Origin of the sequence: Acrocarpospora corrugata (assembly GCF_009687845.1) — a bacterium.
In the GTDB taxonomy this organism is placed as follows: Bacteria; Actinomycetota; Actinomycetes; order Streptosporangiales; family Streptosporangiaceae; genus Acrocarpospora; species Acrocarpospora corrugata.
In genome coordinates this window covers 48581-67062 of record NZ_BLAD01000082.1, presented here as the reverse complement: position 1 = coordinate 67062, position 18482 = coordinate 48581, and the positions used below count along the sequence as shown (strand labels likewise).

20 protein-coding genes and 2 pseudogenes are annotated in these 18482 nt (G+C 68.7%); 12 read left to right on the top strand and 10 right to left on the bottom strand.

The features are described 5' to 3' along the window. The 3 genes and pseudogenes from Acor_RS32490 to Acor_RS46450 form a co-directional block, all read right to left on the bottom strand. Positions 1 to 502 (bottom strand): annotated as a pseudogene (locus tag Acor_RS32490) (N-terminal phage integrase SAM-like domain-containing protein); the annotation flags it as partial. A 127-nt stretch (positions 503 to 629) separates the two neighbouring features. Further along, a pseudogene (locus Acor_RS32485) lies at positions 630 to 1438 on the bottom strand (IS256 family transposase); the annotation flags it as partial. A gap of 254 nt (positions 1439 to 1692) precedes the next feature. Further along, entirely contained in the window at positions 1693 to 1974 is a 282-nt protein-coding gene (locus Acor_RS46450; protein WP_422664849.1) for a transcriptional repressor, read from the bottom strand. Positions 1975 to 2052: 78 nt separating this feature from the next. Here Acor_RS46450 and Acor_RS32475 point away from each other — a divergent pair, with 78 nt between their 5' ends. The 6 genes from Acor_RS32475 to Acor_RS32450 all read left to right on the top strand — a co-directional run bounded on the left by Acor_RS32475 (position 2053) and on the right by Acor_RS32450 (position 7618). Continuing rightward, positions 2053 to 2811 carry a MucR family transcriptional regulator gene (locus Acor_RS32475; RefSeq protein ID WP_170317183.1) on the top strand — a complete coding sequence of 253 codons (759 nt, stop codon included), beginning with the start codon at positions 2053 to 2055 and terminating at the stop codon, positions 2809 to 2811. Between the two features lie 309 nt (positions 2812 to 3120). After that, positions 3121 to 3750 (top strand): DJ-1/PfpI family protein, encoded by a 630-nt coding sequence (locus Acor_RS32470; protein WP_170317182.1) that lies wholly within the window; start codon positions 3121 to 3123, stop codon positions 3748 to 3750. Next, on the top strand, positions 3747 to 4769 hold the full coding sequence (locus tag Acor_RS32465) for an ABC transporter substrate-binding protein (protein ID WP_155340595.1): 1023 nt from the start codon (positions 3747 to 3749) through the stop codon (positions 4767 to 4769). The genes Acor_RS32470 and Acor_RS32465 overlap by 4 nt, the downstream gene beginning before the upstream one ends. Continuing rightward, entirely contained in the window at positions 4769 to 5833 is a 1065-nt protein-coding gene (locus tag Acor_RS32460) for a FecCD family ABC transporter permease (protein WP_155340594.1), read from the top strand. Before Acor_RS32465 ends, Acor_RS32460 begins: the two co-directional genes overlap by 1 nt. Next, complete coding sequence (locus Acor_RS32455; protein WP_155340593.1) at positions 5830 to 6660, top strand: ABC transporter ATP-binding protein; 831 nt, start codon at positions 5830 to 5832, stop codon at positions 6658 to 6660. The genes Acor_RS32460 and Acor_RS32455 overlap by 4 nt, the downstream gene beginning before the upstream one ends. Further along, entirely contained in the window at positions 6650 to 7618 is a 969-nt protein-coding gene (locus Acor_RS32450; protein WP_155340592.1) for a GlxA family transcriptional regulator, read from the top strand. Before Acor_RS32455 ends, Acor_RS32450 begins: the two co-directional genes overlap by 11 nt. Positions 7619 to 7959: 341 nt before the next feature. Here Acor_RS32450 and Acor_RS32445 read toward each other — a convergent pair whose 3' ends face one another. After that, a complete protein-coding gene (locus Acor_RS32445) occupies positions 7960 to 8274 on the bottom strand; it encodes a helix-turn-helix domain-containing protein (RefSeq protein WP_155340591.1) in 315 nt (104 codons plus the stop codon). A gap of 168 nt (positions 8275 to 8442) precedes the next feature. Here Acor_RS32445 and Acor_RS32440 point away from each other — a divergent pair, with 168 nt between their 5' ends. Then, positions 8443 to 9042 carry a DUF6789 family protein gene (locus Acor_RS32440; RefSeq protein WP_308805702.1) on the top strand — a complete coding sequence of 200 codons (600 nt, stop codon included), beginning with the start codon at positions 8443 to 8445 and terminating at the stop codon, positions 9040 to 9042. A gap of 198 nt (positions 9043 to 9240) precedes the next feature. On the opposite strand, the gene Acor_RS32435 is transcribed toward Acor_RS32440, so the two are convergent. Next, positions 9241 to 9528: a hypothetical protein gene (locus Acor_RS32435; protein WP_155340590.1), complete on the bottom strand. Its 288-nt coding sequence runs from the start codon at positions 9526 to 9528 to the stop codon at positions 9241 to 9243. Between the two features lie 56 nt (positions 9529 to 9584). Continuing rightward, on the bottom strand, positions 9585 to 9875 hold the full coding sequence (locus Acor_RS32430) for a hypothetical protein (RefSeq protein ID WP_246239442.1): 291 nt from the start codon (positions 9873 to 9875) through the stop codon (positions 9585 to 9587). A gap of 314 nt (positions 9876 to 10189) precedes the next feature. Here Acor_RS32430 and Acor_RS32425 point away from each other — a divergent pair, with 314 nt between their 5' ends. Genes Acor_RS32425 through Acor_RS32410 form a run of 4 tightly spaced genes read left to right on the top strand, consistent with a single transcriptional unit; the run spans position 10190 to position 13200 of the window. Then, positions 10190 to 11314 (top strand): carboxylate-amine ligase, encoded by a 1125-nt coding sequence (locus Acor_RS32425; protein ID WP_155340589.1) that lies wholly within the window; start codon positions 10190 to 10192, stop codon positions 11312 to 11314. Then, on the top strand, positions 11311 to 12282 hold the full coding sequence (locus Acor_RS32420; RefSeq protein ID WP_155340588.1) for an iron-containing redox enzyme family protein: 972 nt from the start codon (positions 11311 to 11313) through the stop codon (positions 12280 to 12282). The genes Acor_RS32425 and Acor_RS32420 overlap by 4 nt, the downstream gene beginning before the upstream one ends. 8 nt (positions 12283 to 12290) lie before the next feature. After that, positions 12291 to 12971: a HemK2/MTQ2 family protein methyltransferase gene (locus Acor_RS32415; protein ID WP_155340587.1), complete on the top strand. Its 681-nt coding sequence runs from the start codon at positions 12291 to 12293 to the stop codon at positions 12969 to 12971. Continuing rightward, entirely contained in the window at positions 12928 to 13200 is a 273-nt protein-coding gene (locus tag Acor_RS32410) for a CDGSH iron-sulfur domain-containing protein (RefSeq protein ID WP_155340586.1), read from the top strand. The genes Acor_RS32415 and Acor_RS32410 overlap by 44 nt, the downstream gene beginning before the upstream one ends. 33 nt (positions 13201 to 13233) lie before the next feature. Here Acor_RS32410 and Acor_RS32405 read toward each other — a convergent pair whose 3' ends face one another. The 4 genes from Acor_RS32405 to Acor_RS32390 all read right to left on the bottom strand — a co-directional run bounded on the left by Acor_RS32405 (position 13234) and on the right by Acor_RS32390 (position 16737). Further along, on the bottom strand, positions 13234 to 14277 hold the full coding sequence (locus Acor_RS32405; RefSeq protein WP_218034615.1) for an integrase core domain-containing protein: 1044 nt from the start codon (positions 14275 to 14277) through the stop codon (positions 13234 to 13236). Positions 14278 to 14500: 223 nt separating this feature from the next. Further along, entirely contained in the window at positions 14501 to 15322 is an 822-nt protein-coding gene (locus tag Acor_RS32400) for an alpha/beta fold hydrolase (protein ID WP_155340584.1), read from the bottom strand. A gap of 19 nt (positions 15323 to 15341) precedes the next feature. Then, a complete protein-coding gene (locus Acor_RS32395) occupies positions 15342 to 15911 on the bottom strand; it encodes a DJ-1/PfpI family protein (protein WP_155340583.1) in 570 nt (189 codons plus the stop codon). 82 nt (positions 15912 to 15993) lie between these two features. After that, positions 15994 to 16737 (bottom strand): GntR family transcriptional regulator, encoded by a 744-nt coding sequence (locus tag Acor_RS32390; RefSeq protein ID WP_155340582.1) that lies wholly within the window; start codon positions 16735 to 16737, stop codon positions 15994 to 15996. A 325-nt stretch (positions 16738 to 17062) separates the two neighbouring features. Here Acor_RS32390 and Acor_RS32385 point away from each other — a divergent pair, with 325 nt between their 5' ends. Then, positions 17063 to 18412 (top strand): extracellular solute-binding protein, encoded by a 1350-nt coding sequence (locus Acor_RS32385; protein ID WP_218034614.1) that lies wholly within the window; start codon positions 17063 to 17065, stop codon positions 18410 to 18412. Positions 18413 to 18482: the final 70 nt, after the last annotated feature.

Here is an 18482-nt window from a genome sequence, read left to right as displayed (position 1 = left end):
GGACCGCCTCGTTCAGCGCGGCGCGCAACGTCGCGCGGATCCGCTGCAGCGTGGCCGCAGCGATCGGGGTGCCATACCGGGTCCGCCGCCGAGAGATCATGGCGAACATCCGGACGAGGTGTCGGCGCGTCAGCTGATTCAAAGGAATCGGTCCGAGATACGGGGCCAGGAACAGCCGGACATGGTCTTGATACGCCTTCACGGTCGGCGGTCGCAGCCACTGCGTCACGATGGACAACCAATACGTGAGCCACCGCCCGACCGTGCAGTGCGCAGTCACCGGAGCATCCTGACCTGACGCGATCAGATCAGTTGCCACCTGCCGGGCTGCCGCTTCGTCCGGGAAGCCTCCGTGGCGGATCCTGCGCCGACGCCCGGACACATCCGTCACCTGGATCGCGAAGTACCAGCTCCCGTGGTCTGTTTCGGCGAGCCGCCCACATCGCCCTCCCAGACGCTTGCCTGTCGTCTTGTTGGCGCAGCCGCATCGCTTGTACGCCACGCAGTGATCCTTGCTGTGTGTCACAGTCCACACCCCCCACCAAGACGACGGCCGATCCAGGCAAGAGCAGCTCCACGCGGGTTAAAAGCTTAAGAGATCGGCTTTCGCGTGATCCTGATTCTGCAGGTTAAGCGGTAAGTGTCTCTGGCAATACGTTCGGTGCCTGTGTGTCGCCATTGATCACACGAAGTCGGGCTTTGGCCAGAATGTTCATCCCGATGTAACGGCGGACTTCGCTCCATTCGTCGGTCTGCTCGGCCAGGACCGCGCCGACCAGGCGGATGATCGCGGCCCGGTCGGGGAAGATGCCGACCACGTCGGTGCGGCGGCGGATCTCCTTGTTCAGCCGCTCTTGCGGGTTGTTGGACCAGACTTGCCGCCAGACCTCGGACGGGAAGGCGGCGAAGGCCAGCAGGTCCTCGCGGGCCTGGTCCAGGTGCCGGCAGGCGGCCGGATACTTGGCCTCCAAAGCGTCGAGCACCCAGGCGTGCTGAGCGCGGACCGTCTGTTCGGTGTCCTGGTCGAAGATGGTGCGCACCAGGGTGGCCACCCACGGCTGGGCATTCTTGGGCACGGTCGTCAGCAGATTGCGCAGGTAGTGGGTGCGGCAGCGCTGCCAGGAGGCGCCCGGCAGGCAGGCGCCGACCGCGTCCACCAAACCCGGGTGGGCATCGGAGGTGACCAGTTGGACGCCGGACAGGCCGCAGGCCACCAGCGAGCGCAGGAAGGCCAGCCCGCGCCGTCCTCGCGGGGGGACACCTCCAGGCTGAGGATCTTCCGCTGGCCGTTGGCGTTGACCGCGGTCGCGACCAGGCAGTGGACGTTGACGATCCGGCCGCCCTCACGCACCTTCTGCGTGAGCACGTCCAACCAGAGGAAGGTGTAGGGGCCGCCGGCCAGGGCGCGGGTGCGGAACTCCTCCACCTGCGCGTCCACACGGAACAGGGCAATACACACGCGGGGGTCTGGTTGTCGCGAGAAGTTCGCAGCAAGGACACAATCGCGTGTCATCCGGAACGGTCGTCGGGTAGACGCCGCCGCATCAGGACTTGTCGCGAAACCTTGGTCGAGATCCCACTGAACGGGGGCCTGTCATACGCGGGAACACCTGTGGCAGCGGCCGAGAAGCATCTGACCTGTCGGGTTAAGCGTGAATCGCCGCCCGATCGCCAGATCGGCGGCGGTGTGGCTCAGGTCGCTCGCAGGGATCTCCAGCAGGACACCGCAGGACTGGCAGATGAGGTGGTGGTGCGGGGTTCTGTCCAGGCCGTAGAGAACCACTCCCGCCCACTCGATGCTGTGCAGTACATCGCTGTGACGTTCCGGTAGACGGTGGATGCGTTGATGGTCGGCCGCACAGCGGCCGTCAGCCGAGCCAGCGTTGACACGCTGTAATGCGTACCCGCCCGTTCCAGAATCGTCAGGACGGCCATCCGCGCCCCTGTCCGGCGCAGCCCACGTTCGGCCAGCATCTGGTCGGTCTCGATGCGGCCCACCTCCTCTGTTGCGATAATTATGCTATTGCAAATAATTCGCATATGGAGGTCTGGATGGACGGCGTCGTCCACGGGCGAATCGGTGAACTCGCCCGTGACGAGGAGACCGGCAAGGTGCGGTGCCACCTGTGCGGGCGGTCCTTTCGCGCCCTCGGCAGCCACATCCGGGTACACGACCTGACCGCCGATGCCTACCGGGAGGCTTTCGGTCTGTACGCGACCAAGGCGCTGACGTCACACGAACTGTCGGAGGTTCGCCGTGGCAGGCAGCAGCGGTTGTACCGGCGTTCCGCGGCCACCCGCGCCAGCCTCGAACCCGGCCGGAAACTGGCGCGATCCGGGAAACTCAACACCCTGGCCAGGCGAGACAGTCCGCAACGTCGTGCCGCCCAGCTCCGGGAACTGGAGGACGGGCGGGCCACCCGCGCGCGTGCCGCAGGGGAACGTCTGCTCACCGCACTCACCGACGCCGGTTTCCCCGACGAGGCCGCCGGGCTGCGCACGCTGTACGTCGATCGGCAGATCAGCGTGGACAACCTCGCGGCCATGCTCGGTGCCGGTCGCACCACCCTACGCAACGCCCTGGCCGCCGCCGGTGTCCCGTTACGCGCCACGGGAGTGAACAGTGACACGGGGCGCCGCTCCCGAGTCGCCCTCAACATCGAGCACGCGGCCGCACGCGTGGGCGCCGCCGATCTGCACCAGTGGCTGCGAGAGCGGCGCGCACAGGGGGCGAGCCTCCGACGGCTCGCGGCGGAGCTGGAGCGAAGCGTGCCATGGGTGCGAGCCCGGCTCGCAGAACAGACACGGTAGAGGAGTGCTCGTGAGGACGCGGCGCCATCGCGGACCTCGCCGCCGTCGGCGGCCTGCTCGTGGACGCGGGCGCCTCCCCGGCCTCCCTCGACTTGTCGGACGTCCCTCTGGACTGGTTCCACTTCGGAGGCCGTGCGTGCCCTCATGAAGATTTCCAGGAACCGGTGCGCACTTCGCGACGACTACTCCGTACAGGTGGAGTCTGCCTGTCGCCGTGGCCAGAAGCTGGCGGAGGTTGGCCTGCTGGCCACTTCCACGCAATCGCGACGCACAGTGACCATGGGACCCAGTTCAACGATGGGAGGCTGTATGCGAGTCGACATCGCCGTATTCGACGGCGCCGACGACCTAGACGTGGTGGGTCCCTATTCCGTGCTCGGCCTGGCCGGACGCGCGGGGCTCGACGTGACGGTGCGTCTGACGTCCGTGGACGGTCCACGCACGGTGACGACCGGGGGCGGGCTCCCCCTGCCCACCGGGGCTTGGGCGCCACAGGACACGGACGTGGTCATCGTGGCAGGTGGCGGATTCGCGAAGAGCGGATCAGCCGGTGTCGGCGCCGAGCTGGCGTCCGGGCGGTTGCCCGCCGCCCTGGCGGAGGCGGCCCGGCCGGGGCTGGTGCTGGCGTCGGTGTGCACCGGCGGGCTGCTGCTCGCCGCGGCCGGCCTGCTGGCGGGCCGTGCCTGCACGACGCACCACCGCGCGGTCGACGACCTGGTCGCGATGGGCGGCCGGCACGTGGACGCCCGCGTGGTGGACGACGGAGACGTGGTGACCTCGGGTGGCATCACCTCGGGGCTGGATCTGGCGCTGTGGCTCGTCGAGCGGTATCAGGGCGGGGAGGCGGCGGAACTGCTGGAGCGCCTCCTGGAATACGAGCGGCGCGCACCCGTCTGGCGTTCCACCGGGGACCCCGCGGTGACGGTGGGTGAACGATGATGCGACGGCTGTCGACCCTCCTGATCGCGCTCCCCCTGGCGCTGACGGCCTGCGGCGGCGCGCCCTCGGCCACCCCCGTCCCTGCCGCGACCGGTGCCGGGGCCGGGGCGGTCGTGGTCAAGGACTGCGCCGGCCAGGACGTCTCCTTCGCCGCGGCGCCCGAGAGGGTGGTGACGCTCGACGGGTACGCGGCCCAGACCATGGTCCGGCTCGGCCTGACCGCGAAGATCGTGGGCACCGGGTTCCCCGCGCCGTTCACGGTGGACACCTCTCCCTACAAGGAGGAACTGGCCACGATCCCGGTCCTGGCGGAGAGGATTCCGGTCACCGAGGTCGTCGCGGGTCAGCGGCCCGATCTGGTCGTGACGAGCTTCTCCACCTTCGGCGGCCCGGTGGGCAGCCCGAAGGAGGCCGACCTGGCCACCATGAACGCGAAGGGCTTGGCCGGGTGCATGCCGGGTGGCGGCATGGCCATGGGCGAGACCCCTTCCACCTCCGCGCTGACCGACCTCACCCCCACCTACGACTTCATCCGCAAGCTCGGCGCCGTGTTCGGCGTACGGGACCGGGCGGAAAAGCTCGTCACCGACCTGCGGGCCCGCCAGAGCGCCGTCACATCCGACGGGGCCAGACCGCGCGTCATGATCGTGCAGGACGACCCCGTCGCCGGGCAGCCGATCAAGACCTCCGGCAGCGCCACGATCACCCATGCCATCCTCACCCTCGCGGGCGGCGAGAACCTCTTCGGCGACGTCGGTTCGATGCACGCCGACGCCTCCCCCGAGGAGGTGGTCAAACGGGACCCGCAGGTGATCTGGGTGATCACCGACTACTCCTTCGCCAAGATCAAGGGGCAGGAGCTGGTCGAGAAGGTCAGGCAGAACCCGTTGCTCGCCGAGACCACCGCCGTCAAGGAGGGAAAGGTCTTCTCCGCCTCGCAGTACCTGGTCGCCTTCCCCAGCCCGCTCAACCTCGACGGGCTGGAAAAGCTCGCCGCCGACCTGCACGCGGGCAGTTGATGATCGCGATCGCCCGCAGGCTGCCGGTCAGGGCCGCCGCCGTGCCGTACCCGGCCCTGGTCGTGGTGCTCACGGCGGCGCTCGGCCTGTCCGTGGTGATCGCCACGGGACTCGGGCCGGTGGGCATACCGGCCGGGGAGGTCGCCGGCATCCTTGCTCATCACCTGACCGGCGGTGGCGACAGCACGGCCGTCTCCGACCTCATCGTCTGGCGCATCCGCTTCCCGCGTGTGCTGCTCAGCGCGGTGGCCGGCGCCGGTCTCGCCCTGGCCGGAGCGATCGTGCAGGGTGTGGTCCGCAATCCGGTCGCCGACCCGTATCTGCTCGGGCTGTCGCACGGAGCCTCCGTCGGCGCCGTGCTGGTGCTGACCACGGGGACGACCGTGCTCGGTGCGCTGACCCTGCCGCTGGCGGCGTTCGCCGGAGCCTCCGTCGCGATCGGCGTGGTACTGGTGATGTCCAGCCTCCAGGGCCGGCTGCTGCCGGTGCGGCTGATCCTGGTGGGCGTCGCCTTCGGGCACCTGTTCGCCGGGGTGACCTCGTTCATGCTGTCGCGCACCGACAGCTCCTCCGCCCAGCAGCAGATCATCTTCTGGCTGCTCGGCGGCCTGTCCGGCACCAACTGGGCCACCCTGCCGATCCCCTCGGCGGTCGTCGGCGTGGCTGCAGGCCTTCTGCTGCTGCGGGCGCGGCGGCTCAACGCCCTCGTGCTGGGCGAGGAGGCCAGTGCCGCGCTGGGCCTCAACACCGGCCGTCAGCGGTGGTACCTGCTCCTGCTGGTCACCTTGCTGACCGGAACGATCGTGGCGGTGTCCGGCGGAATCGGCTTCGTCGGGCTGATCGTGCCGCATCTGGCCCGGATGCTGGTCGGCGCCGACCACCGGCGCATGCTGCCCGTCACGGTGGTGCTCGGCGCGCTCTTCCTGCTCTGGGCCGACGTCGCCGCGCGCACTCTGACCTCGCCCGCGGAGTTGCCCATCGGTGTGCTGACCGCGTTCCTCGGGGTCCCGTGCTTCCTGCTCGTCATGCGGGCACGCGGTCTGGCCACTCAGGAGACGCCATGAGACTCGACATCGACGACGTCTCGGTGACGCTGGGCGGACAGGACGTGGTGGCCGAAGTATCGCTGACCGTGTCCTCCGGGACGTTCACGGCGCTCGTCGGCCCGAACGGCAGCGGCAAGTCCACCCTGCTGCGAACCGTCTATCGGGCCCTCCGCCCGGTCTCGGGCACGATCCGTCTCGACGGCCGCGACCTGTGGTCCATGCCCGCGGCACACGCCGCCAGAGGTGTCGGCGTGCTCATGCAGGAACAGCACGCGGGCTTCGAGTTCACGGTCGCGGAAACCGTCGCTCTGGGCCGTACAGCGCATCTCGGCTTCTTCGACCGGCTCACCACCACTGACCGGGCCGCCATCGCCGAGGCGCTCGACCGCACCGGCCTGGCACCCTACGCCGAGCGCCGGGTCGGCGGGCTCTCCGGGGGCGAGCGTCAGCGCGTCCTGCTCGCCCGGGCCCTGGCCGGCCGGCCGCGGCTACTCATCCTGGACGAGCCGACCAACCACCTGGACGTACGCCATCAGCTCGACATCCTGGAACTGGTCAGGGATCTGGACGTCACCGTGGTCGCCGCGCTGCACAGCCTCGACCTGGCCGCCACCTACGCCGACACCGTCGCCGTTCTCAAGGAGGGGCGGCTGGTGGCTCATGGCCCGGCTGCCGACGTGCTGACGCCCACCACGATCGGCGAGGTGTTCCAGGTGGAGGCCACCGTGCATGGCGTGGGAGGACGACCGGGATTCGTGCTGAAACCCCGATGCCTGTGCCCGGGGCGGCCCTGCCACTGGAGTTGCCGCACGCGACCGGAGGCACTGCTGTCCGATGCCCACTGATCCGCACATCGTCGCCGTACTCGCCCTGGACGGGGTGGTCGGCTTCGACCTGGCGATGCCCTGCCAGGTCTTCGGCTCCGCCCGTCTGCCCGACGGCCGCTACCCCTATCAGGTGCGCGTATGTGGGACCTCCCCGTCGGTGAGAGCCACCGCCGCCGGCATCGGGTACTACCGCATCGAGGCCCCCAACGGGCTGGACGGCGCGGAAGAGGCCGACACCATCGTGGTGCCCGGTGTCACCATCACCCGACCGGCTCCGGCCGCCGTACTCGACCTGCTGCACGAGGCGGCGGCGCGCGGGACACGGATCGTGTCCATCTGCACCGGAGCGTTCGTCCTCGCCGAGGCCGGCCTGCTCGCCGGGCTACCGGCCACCACCCACTGGGCGGCGGCGGGCGAACTGGCCCGCCGCTATCCCGACGTCCATGTGGACGACCGCCCTCTCTATGTCGGGGACGGAAACCTGTTCACCTCTGCCGGTGTGGCCGCCGGGCTCGACCTGTGCCTGCACTTGGTGCACCGCGACTTCGGCGCGGCGGTGGCCGCGGGCGCCGCCCGCGCCACCGTCATGGCGCCCAGCCGCGACGGCGACCAGGCCCAGTTCATCCCGCACCCACCACCGGCCACCACCGACGGCAGCCTGGCCGCGACCCTCGCCTGGATGCGGCAACACGCCGCCGAACCACTCACCCTGGCCGCCATCGCCCAGCACGCCAACCTCAGCATTCGCACGCTCTCGCGCCGATTCCAGGAACAGACGGGCACCACACCACTGGCCTGGCTCGCCCGCGAGCGGCTGCTACTGGCCCGGCACCTGCTGGAGCGCACCGGCCTGCCGATCCCCGCCGTGGCGGACCGCAGCGGACACGGCTCGGCCAGCGCCCTGCGCGCCCACTTCGACCGCGAGTTGCGCACCAGCCCGCACCGCTACCGGCAGTCCTTCCGGCCGCGCGCCTGAGCGGCTTCCGTACCTGTCGGAGTACCAGAGCCGGCACCCCGGCGTGAGCGCCGTCCACGCAAACAGCCGACGAACTCCGTAACGATGGGGACACACAACGCATATCCGGCGAGACTCCGGAAACACCATAACCGGACATAGCTTCCGCCGGTGGGCCATCCCCGCCGCCGGGGGCGCGAACAAGGTCCGCACCCTCTCGGACCTGGCGACAGAGTAGGTGAAAGCTCCGGTGGCACGGAATCTGACACATACCCCCGCACCTCCGCAAGATCATACGTTTCGCGACCTGCTGCCCGTCCTGGCGGGCTATCTGATCATCGTCATCGCCTGGGGCTGATCGGCTACCACGCCGGCGGACTGATGGGAGCCGCGACAGCAAATGCGCCGCCCAGGCGATGACGAAGTACCGGGGTGACACCATAACGGGCGATGGCCTCCACGGTGGACACCTCGCCGCGTTCGATTTGGGAGACGCGACTCTTGGTGACGCCCATCCGCTCGGCCACCTCGACCTGGGTCAAATCCAGGGCAGCACGGCGCTCGGCGAGACGGTGACCGTCGATGTATGCCTGGTTACGCTTACGGGCCTCGGCGACCACCTGCTCGCCCGCCCAGCGCAACCCGGCCAGCGCACCACGGCGCAGCCCGCGAAGCACGCGGCCACGATGTCTGACCTGCCGGTTCTCGGTGGTGTCAGCTGGCGCTGGCGGCCCACATGCCCATCTAGCGGAGCTGAAACTGCTCCGGCCCTGACGCGTTTGCCCAGCTCCAAGCGGGTATGACGGTCGTTCCAGGACCATACCTCTTCGACTTGGTCCGAGATCTTGTGCTCAATTCGAGGACAGGGTTTTGCACCAGGCCACATCCGCAAGGGAGTCGTCATAAAGAAGGAACTGGGCGCCGGAGCCGTCGGTGGCGTGCTAGCCACCGCGGCCATGAGCGTTGTCATGCTGGCCGGTCGCCGGTTCGGTGTTATGGAAGAGCATCCGCCCAAACACATCACCCGCGCCCTGATGCCGGGACCGGCACATCGTCCCAAGCCGGGCGAGAACGTGCTCAGTTTCCTGTCTCACTTCGGCTTCGGCGCCGTGGCCGGCAGCGCGTTCGCCGCGGTGGCCCGGGGCTACCGGACGTCCGCGCCGATCGGCACGGCATACGGGCTGGCGATCTGGCTGTCCAGCTATGGAGGCTGGGTGCCCTCGCTCGGCATCCTGCCACCGATATCCCGCGACTATCGGGGCCGCCAGTGGGTCATGGCGGTCAGCCACGTCGTCTACGGTGCGACTCTCGCCTACACGTTGAAACGCCTCAACGCCCGTAAGCCCTCTGGGCTGACCAGCGGTTCCCGGATCAGAGGCAAGAGCGGTACCACTCGGCCGGCGCCTTCGACGGCGTCGCCAAGCCACGGTGACGACCAGGGCTAACTCCAGTAGTACTCGCGGGTCACCACCTCGCGCTTCCCGGCCCCTAGGAGCTCTGGTGGAGCCTGGGCTTCTGTTCGAGGCAGGTCAGGAAGCTCGTCTCTGCTGAGCCCTTGCCCAGAACGGAGCCGGGGAAGGACCTGGACCTGTGGTAGCTCCCTCACGTGGAGCAACGCAGGTCACGTGCTGTTTCTCCTTCGGCTAACGTTCACGCCGGGTCCCGGCCTTGGCCAGGCCACGGGCCAGCATGTAGCCGATGGTGAGTATGGTGATGTATCCGAGGGCGAGAGTTGCCCCGAAGGGATCAACGCCAGGCCCGCTACCGTCGTCATCGCCGACCACTAGAGCAGTGATCACCACCGCGATAACCGCCGCGACGTAAAGCATGAACTCGCTCGTCCTGTATGCCGATTTCCTTTCCATGGTGTCCCTGATCTGGGCCCCGACCGACGAGGGATCGGTTGCGCGGCTCGGTGTAGGTTCATGCATGATGTCTCCCTTGGTCTCTTGCGCAAGAGTCGGAATGGTCCGATGAGGCGCTCCACTCATCGCACCGGGTTGCGCATCTCCGCGCCCCGGTACGCCTCCGCCCGCTCCTCGCGTGCGGGCGCTTCCAGATCCTGCGGGCTTGGCTGAGTCTCCTCGAGACGGAGTGCGATACCTATCGCGAAGAACGTCGGCGCCCATTCACCGATGAACAGGCCCCACCGGTCAGCCCGATCCGTACCCGCGCGCTCGCCGAAGTAGGACGCCACCCACGATGCGAAGGTCAAGCCGATGGACGCGACTCCGGCGGCGTACATCATCTCGGAACGCACCCCGATCTTTTTCAGCATGCGAATCACATTTGCCCCTTTCATGTCTACATAGTTCGCCATATACCCGAACGCCCGTATTCTTAACAGGTCGTTTGAGCCTTGACCTGCTGTGAAGTCATGGATGGGCAGGCCTTGGCGCGTGAGCGTGGCCGCCCACCGCCCGCAGGGAACTAGCGAGCAAGTTGATGGGTAAATTCGGCTTGCCGCCCTGGTGGGCATTGTCGCTCTGGCCCGCTCCAGGCATGATGGGCGCCAACTGGGTAGGGCTTAAGCACTGCGCCGCAGCTCAGGGGCCTCCAGGCCATCTCCTGCGGCGCTGCCCGGGAGGTAAGATGGCGAAGACCGTAGGAGTGGAAGAGGAGTTCCTGCTGCTGGCCGCCTCAGGAGAGCCGGTCGCGCTGGCGGGCAAGGTCCTTGCGGCGGTCGGCGGGCATCCTGGACGGGGCAGCGGCGGCAGCCTGCACCAGGAGTTGTTCCAGACGCAGGTCGAAGCGGCCACCGGGGTCTGCGCGACGCTCGCCGACCTGCGCGCCCAGTTGCACGGGGCCCGGGTGCTGCTGGCGGAGGCGGCGCGGGCCGAGGGGCTGGACCTGGTGTCGGTGGGCACTCCGGTGCTGGCGAAGGCCGTACCCGTGCTGTCGGAGGGCGAGCGGTTCGCGCGTATCGGAAATCTGTACAGGGGTGTGATCGCCGACTATCAGAGCTGCGGGTGCCACGTGCACGTCGGCGTCGCCGATCGCGAGACGGCGGTAGCCATGATGAATCACCTGCGTCCCTGGCTGCCCACGCTGCTGGCGCTGTCGGCCAACTCGCCGTTCGATCGTGGACGTGACTCGGGGTACGCGAGCTGGCGGATGGTGCAGCAGTCACGCTTCCCCGGCTCCGGGGTGCCGCCGTGGTTCGACTCGGCATCCGCCTATGAGCGGCAGGTGGACCGGCTGGTCGACTGCGGCGTGCTGGTGGACGAGGCGATGTCGTTCTGGCTGGCCAGACCGGGCGTCGGGTTACCGACTGTGGAGGTGCGCGCGGCCGACGCGGCCGGCACCGCCGACGAGGCCGTACTGCAGGCGGCGCTGACCAGGGCCCTGGTCGGTACGGCCGAAGCCGCGCTGGCCGAAGGGCGGGAGGCACCCAGAGTGGACGACCAGATTTGCGCGGCGGCGGTGTGGAACGCGGCCCGTCACGGGCTCGACGGGCCCGGCGTCGACGTGGTCGAGGCGCGCACCGTGCCCGCCGCTCGGATTCTCGACCGGCTCCTGGCGCACGTGCGGGACGCCTTGGCCGACAGCGGCGACCTGGCCGAGGTCGAGGAGTCGGTGGCCTGGGTACGACGCGCGGGCACGGGTGCCGTACGGCAGCGCCGCGCCGCCGCGGGAGGGCCGGAGGCCGTGCTGGAGATGCTGCGCGACCAGACCGTGCGGGAACAGCCGCACCCGACGTACAGGAAGAGCGCATGAACGAACCGAAACTGCCGCCCGCGCGCGGACCGCTGTCGGCCGGGGTGATCTCGGCGCTGACGCTCCGGCAGCCGCCGCCTCGGGTGGCCGGGGCCGATCCGCTCGGGGAGGACCTGCAGCTCGCCCTGTATCTCTGCTACGAGCTGCACTATCGCGGGTTCGACGGTGTCAGCGGCGAGTGGGAATGGGATCCCGGGCTGCTGGCGACACGGGGCGAGCTGGAGCGGCTGTTCCTGGCGGCGCTGCGGGGCGGGGTGACCGGCTGCGACGAGGTGAGCGGGGTGCTGGAGGAGCTGCTGGTCGAGCCGGTCGAAGCGACGGGGATCTCACACCATCTGCGTGACGACGGTGAGCTGTGGCAGCTACGCGAGTACGTCGTGCACCGGTCGATCTACCACCTCAAGGAGGCCGACCCGCACGCCTGGGTCATCCCCCGATTGCAGGGCAGGGCCAAGGCCGCGCTGGTGGCGGTGGAGTTCGACGAGTTCGGCGGCGGGCGGGCCGAGCGCATGCACTCCCGGCTGTTCGCCGACCTGATGGACGAACTCGCGCTCGACTCCTCCTATGGGGCATACCTGGAGGTGGCGCCCGCCGAGATGCTCGCGGTCGTGAACATGATGTCGCTGTTCGGCCTGCATCGCCGCCTGCGCGGGGCCCTGGTCGGGCACTTCGCCGCGGCCGAGATCACCACCGCGCCCAGCGCCAGGCGGTTGGCCCAGGGACTGACCCGGCTCGGCGTCGACCCGCTGTTCTACACCGAGCACATCGAAGCCGACGCCGTACACGAGCAGGTGCTACGGCGTGATGTCATCGGCGACCTGCTGCAGCGGGAGCCCGGCCTGGCGGCCGACGTCGTCTTCGGCGTGCGAGCGACGGACTGGCTGGAGGGCCGGTTCGGCGACTTCGTGCTCGGCCGCTGGCGGTCCGGCCGTAGCTCCCTGCTGGCTCCGATGTCCGATTCGCGATAGGGGGCGGGATGTTCCTGCTGAGACCGCCGGGTGTGTACCGGCCGCAGAGCGACACGGCGCTGCTGGCAGCCGCGTTCGGACTGATCGAACTCCGGCCGGGGGCCGAGGTGCTCGACGTGGGCACGGGGACCGGCGCGATGGCCGTGGTCGCCGCCCGCCGGGCCGGTGTGCGAGTAACCGCCGTCGACCGGTCGCTGCGCGCGGTGCTGGCCGCCAGGTTCAACACACTGATCAGAGGGCTGGGCGTACGGGTGGTCCACGGCGACCTGTTCACCCCGCTGGGCGGGCAGGTGTTCGACCTCATCGTGACCAACCCGCCCTACGTACCGGGCGACGCCGCCCCGCCCTCCGCCCACAGCAGGGCACGGGCCTGGAACGCGGGGCTGGACGGGCGCGGGATCCTCGACCGGGTCTGCTCCCTCGCGCCCGCGCACCTGGCCGACGGCGGGTCGCTGCTGATGGTGCATTCGGCGCTCAGCGGCGTCGAAGCGTCACTGTGCCGGCTGCGCGAGGCGGGGCTCAACGCGTGCGTGGTCGCCAGGCGGCGCGAGCACTTCGGGCCGGTCATGCGAGCGCGAAAAGAAGCCCTTCAGGTCCAGGGGCTGCTGGGTCCGGGACACAACGACGAGGAACTGGTGGTCATCCGTGCCGACAAATCCGACACCGCCGCGAGACGGCACGCCGCCTGAGGCCCGCCGGGTCACGATTGTGCCCGGCGGACCGGTGCTGGTCGAAGGGCCGGTCGAGGTCACGCTGGACGACGGCTCGGTCGCCAGGTCCGACCGGTTCCTGGTGGCCCTGTGCGCGTGCCGGCGCAGCCGGACGTATCCGTTCTGCGACACCAGCCACCGCCGCCGCACCCGCCTCCCGGCCGCCGAGGCCGGGGAGAGCGACCAAGCCTGTGGGGGTCAGAAATAGGGTTCGGCTCTGGCCTGCGGGGTCTTGGTGGTGTCAGCTGGCGATCTGGTACTCGTTGATGAGGCCGCCGAGGATGGCTCTGCGATGGACTCGGCGGTTGGCCAGGTCGATCGGGGTTGGCGGTCCGGTTTCGGCTTGCGATGGGGACAGTTGCCCGATGCCGCGGTGAGGTCGGGCTGTGTTGTAGTGCTCTAGGTAGCGGTTGAGTGTCCGGCGTAGATGGTGCTCGTTGAAGATGAGCATGCGGTCGAAGACCTCGCAGCGTAGAGTGCCGATGATCCTTTCGCAGTGGGCGTTCGCTTTCGGGGCCTGGGCTGGGCTCTTGAGGACCCGGAGACCGGCGTCGGCGAACACCGCGTCGAAGGCACCGGTGAACTGGCCCGCACGGTCACGGATCAGGAACTTCAGGTTCGTCGCGTCGATGTCGGAGTTCATGAGAAAGTTGCGGGCGGCTTGGGCGGTCCACTGGCCCGTGGGGTTTGCCGTGACGCCGAGCAGATGCGTACGGCGGCTGCCGTGCTCCAGCACGACCAGGGCGTAAAGGCGTTTGAGGTGGACGGTGTCCACGTGCAGGAAGTCGACGGCGACAATGTGCTCGGCCTGGGCGGTCAGGAACTGCTTCCACGTCGGTCCGCTGCGGCGCGCGGCGGGATCGATCCCGGCCCGGTTCAGGACGTTCCAGACGGTAGAAGCGGCGATCTTGTGGCCGAGGCGGGTCAGTTCACCATGAATGCGCCGGTGGCCCCATCCCGGATTCTCCGCGGCCATGCGCAGGATGAGGGCCTTGACCGCGGCCGCGGTGGGCGGGCGGCCGGGACGGCGATGTCTGCTGTAATCCCATTTCCTCGTCACGAGTTTGCGGTGCCGGGCCAGCAGGGTGGCCGGCGTGACCGGGAAGATCTTCTCCCAGTTGGGGCGGGGTACCAGGTGCGAGAGCGCCGCGAACCACAGGCGGTCGGCTGGTTCATACCGGACGCGTGGGACCTGGCGGCGCAGGACCGCGTTCTGATGCCGAAGCACCAGCAGCTCCGCCTCCTTGGAGGCGTCGCGCCGCAACAGCAGTACGGGCAAAGACATCAGGCGCCGGGTGACGGCGTACACCATAGACAAGATCACAAAGCATGGTCCCAGACGACCCGAACCAGCCGCTCGGCAACTCTCAACCCGTCCACCCCACCCGACGATGGGCTCTGCGCTGGAAGCGAATCGAGTTCTTGAGCCCTACAGGGGGTATCAGCGCATCAGCGGCGAACTGGCCGGCGTCGGCCTTCGAGCACGGGCTGCGGACCTGTCGCAGCAATTAGTGACCTCGTTCCCGGCCGAGGAAGCACGACAGGAGTCGCCTGAAGTCGTGCGGGTGCTCGAGCGCCGGCACGTGCCCACATCGGCCGAGCACGTGCAGACGGACATCGGCCAGGTGATCGAGCAGGGGCAGGGCTGCCGTCCCGAGCGGGGTGACTCGGTCCTCGGCGCCGTGGACGAGCAGCACGGGCGCGCGGATCCCTGCCAGCGTTTGCGCTGAGAGGGTGAGGTCGTCGGCCCAACGTGCCCTAGGTGGAGGGAACAACGACGCGAATGCGGCCGCCCCCGCTTGCATCGCAGCTGCACGGGCGGCGACGGCCGACTCGGTCACGAGCGCTTGGTCGAGGACGAGGCGACTCAACATGTCTCGTGCCCCGAGCGGGCCGGCGGGGGCGGCCCAGATCGCGTCGAGCTCGGCGGACAGCGGCGCCCCGGGGGCGCCCATCGTCGAGACCGCCACGACCCGGGTGACCTGCTGGGGACGCGCGGCCGCCAACGCCAGCGCCACGGCACCGCCCATGGAGTGGCCCACCACGGCGTAGCGCTCGACACCGACAGCATCCATCAGGCCCGCGGCCTGCTCCGTCCACAGCCGGAGCCCACCCCTGGATCCCGCCGGGATCGGTGTCCGGCCGAATCCAGCCTGGTCAGGGGCCACCAGGTGCCAGGACGTGCCCAGCGCCTGTGCCGTCGTCGCCCAGGCGCCGGATCCGGTCGTACCGGGCCCGGAGCCGTGCAGCATCAGCACCGCGGGCCCGGTGCCGCTCTCCAGGGCGTGGACGGGGGAGCCGTCGACTGTGACAGTCCGAAGTGCCGTCACCGGGACGGGCCAGGTGTGCTCATGCCGATGCGGAGTTGACGGACTTCGAGAAGAGCTCCATCATCGCCCTGCCGAATTGCGGCATGTCCGGCCACCCCCGGCAGGAGACGAGGTTGCCGTCCACGACGTCGGGAGCGTCGATGACCGTCGCGCCCGCGTTCTCCATGTCACCGGTGATGGGGGGGAAGCACGCTGTCTTTCGACCCTTCAGCAGCCCGTACACAGCCGGCACCTGCGCGCCGTGGCATACCAGCGCGATCGGGAGGTCGCGCGCGAAGAAGTGCTCGGTGATGCGCCTGACGTCGGCGTCGACCCGGATCCACTCGGGGGCACGTCCCCCAGGGATGATGAGGGCGTCATAGCGCTCGACGTCGACCTCGGCCCAGGGCACGTCGACCGGCAACTTCCGGCCGTTCTTCTCCACGTAGGCGTCGGAGTTGGGGTCGAACTCGTGGATGACCAGCTGAACGTCACGCATCGTCCGTGACGAGACGTCAACATCCCAGCCGCCCTCCTGCACGCGATAGTAGGGATACATGGTGTCGAGCTCCTCGGCGGCGTCGCCGGTCAGAAGCAGCGCTCTGGGCACCTACTTCTCCTCGCATCTCGGGCGGGTGAGGTGGATCCAATCCGATCCGATTGAGTTAGCTTCCTCCGCCCAGCCCGCCCCGTCAAGCCTTTACCGCCATTCCGTCCGCGCCCTTGGCCTCGTCGAACAATCGCCGGAACCGCTCGCCGGACAGCAGGATGTGCCGGCGCATGGCGTAGGCGGCGGCCTCGGGATCACGCGCGGCGATCGCGGCCAGAACTTCTTCGTGCTCGGCCATGGCCAAGTAAGTGACCTGGGTGTCGTGGTGAAGCCGGAACAGGTGCACGTGCGTGTGCAGGCGAGCGAGCGCTTCGCGGATGACCTGGTTCCCCGCGCTCAGGGCGACGAGATCGTGAAAAGCGGCGTCGCGTAGCCCGAAGGCGCCATAGGCCAGGGGCCCGTCGCCCCCCTCCAGCTCCGCCATCTCCTCCAGCATTCGTCGCAGACCGGCCACCTGCTTGGAGGATGCGCGTTCGGCGGATCTGCGCGCCGCTGCCGGCTCCAGGAGCAGGCGGATCTCAAGCATGTCCTCGAATCGTTCACGGGTGATTTGGGGGGGAATGCGATAGCCGGCATGGGGCACACGCACGACCAGGCCCTCGGCCTCCATGCGGTTCAGAGCGTCTCGGATCGGCGTCTGCGAGACCCCCAGCTCTCGCGCCAGGACGTCGATCGTGACGCGGGAGCCAGGCTCGATCCGTAGCGACATCAGCTGTCCGAGCAGCGTGTCGTACACCTCGTCGGCAAGCCGGCCGCGGGATCTTCCCGGCGGCATTCCGTCCGTCATGGCCCCACGGCGCCGCGCGATCATCGCTTCGTCGTCCATCGTGACGTGAGGTCCTTTCTTACGTCTTCTCTTACGTCTTCGGGAACCTGTTGACATCGGTCGCAACGCTGCGGGATGTTGACGCCCCCACTCGGATCGTATAGGAAAGGTGGCGGATGCCAGCCATCCTTCACCCATCGGGGAACCATCCGCCATCGCTCCGCTTCGATCAGTTGGAGCTCCCATGAGCATGCTCGGCGTACTCGTGACGCCTGAACCCAGCGACTGCTCGGCGGAGCATGCAGCAAGGCTCCAAAATTCCCCACCCAGAAAGCAGGCAAGAAAGATGCGGTATCCAAAGCGACTAGGACGACTGTCCGCGGCCATGTTGTTGGCCACGGCCGTGGCGGCTTGCGGCGGCGGCACGGAGGCGAGCGCCCCCAAGGCACCGGCGACCATCCCGGAGCTCACCAAGGACCCGCTGACCCTCAGCTTCATCTGGTTCGAGTGGCCCCCCGCCCAGGCGCTCGAAGCCTTCGCGAACGCGGAGTACACCAAGGATCGCCCGAACGTGACCATCAAGGTCAACACCGTACCGAACGCGAACTGGCACGACGCGATATTCACCCAGTTCGCAGCGCACAAGACCGACTTCGACATCCCGATCCTGGACTCGCAGCACATCGGCGAGGCCGTGACGAACGGCAACATCGTCGACATCACCGACTTCGTCAAGCAGAACATCGACGTCAATGCCTACAACCCGTACCTCCTGGCGGCCTACGGCCAGTTCCCCCAGGCGGAGACCGGGAAGCGCGACGAGAACGCCAGCCTGTACGGACTGCCGCTGCTCGGCGACACCTGGACGATGATCTACCGCAAGGACCTGATCGGCGACAAGCCACCGCAGACCTGGGACGAGATGATCGCAGCCGCCGCGAAGTGCCAGGCGGACAACCCTGGCGTCAGCGGGCTGGCTTTCCACCAGGCCAACGGCTCCGACGCCGCGGCCGTAACCTACAACACGGTCAACGGCGTCTACGGCGGCAACCTCTGGGACCCCAAGACGCGCAAGATCGAGGGCGTCCTCAACGACGCTGCGGGTCAGGAGGCGATGGACGTCCTGGTCAACAAGATGAAGCCGCTGACCGCCACGGGCTCAGGCAACTGGTTCATCGACGAGGTGAACGCGGCGGTCGCCCAGGGCAAGGCGTGCATCGCGTTCAACTGGATCGCCGCGAGCGGCGGCCTGCTTGACCCGAAGCAGTCGACGCTCGGCACCACGCGGGAGGAGATTCTCGGCAAGCTGGGTTTTGCCACCCTGCCGAGCCAGAAGACGAACCTGGTGCCTCTCGGCGGCATGGGGATGCACGTGTCGGCCTACTCCTCCGAGGCGAACCAGGCGGAGGCCCTGAACTTCATGAAGTGGTTCCAGCAGGCCGACATCCAGAAGAAGTGGGCCGCGGCTGGTGGCGTGCCATCGCGTACGGACGCCCTGGAGTCGCCCGAGTTCCTCAATGCCGGGCCGTTCAACAAGGTGTACGCCGACTCGGTTCCGCGGATGCGGGACATGTGGAACGTGCCCGAGTACGCGCGCCTCGTCGACATTGAGAACACCAACGTGAACGCCGCTCTCAACGGCGCGGAGACGCCGAAGGACGCGCTCAACGACATCGCCAAGGAGCAGCAGGCCGTGCTCGACTCCAGCGGCAGCAAGGGCGGCGGCGGGCTGTGAGTGACCCCGTCCCTCTGACGACCGACCACCCCGGGCAGGTGGCGTCCGCGACGCCGCCTGCACCGGGCTG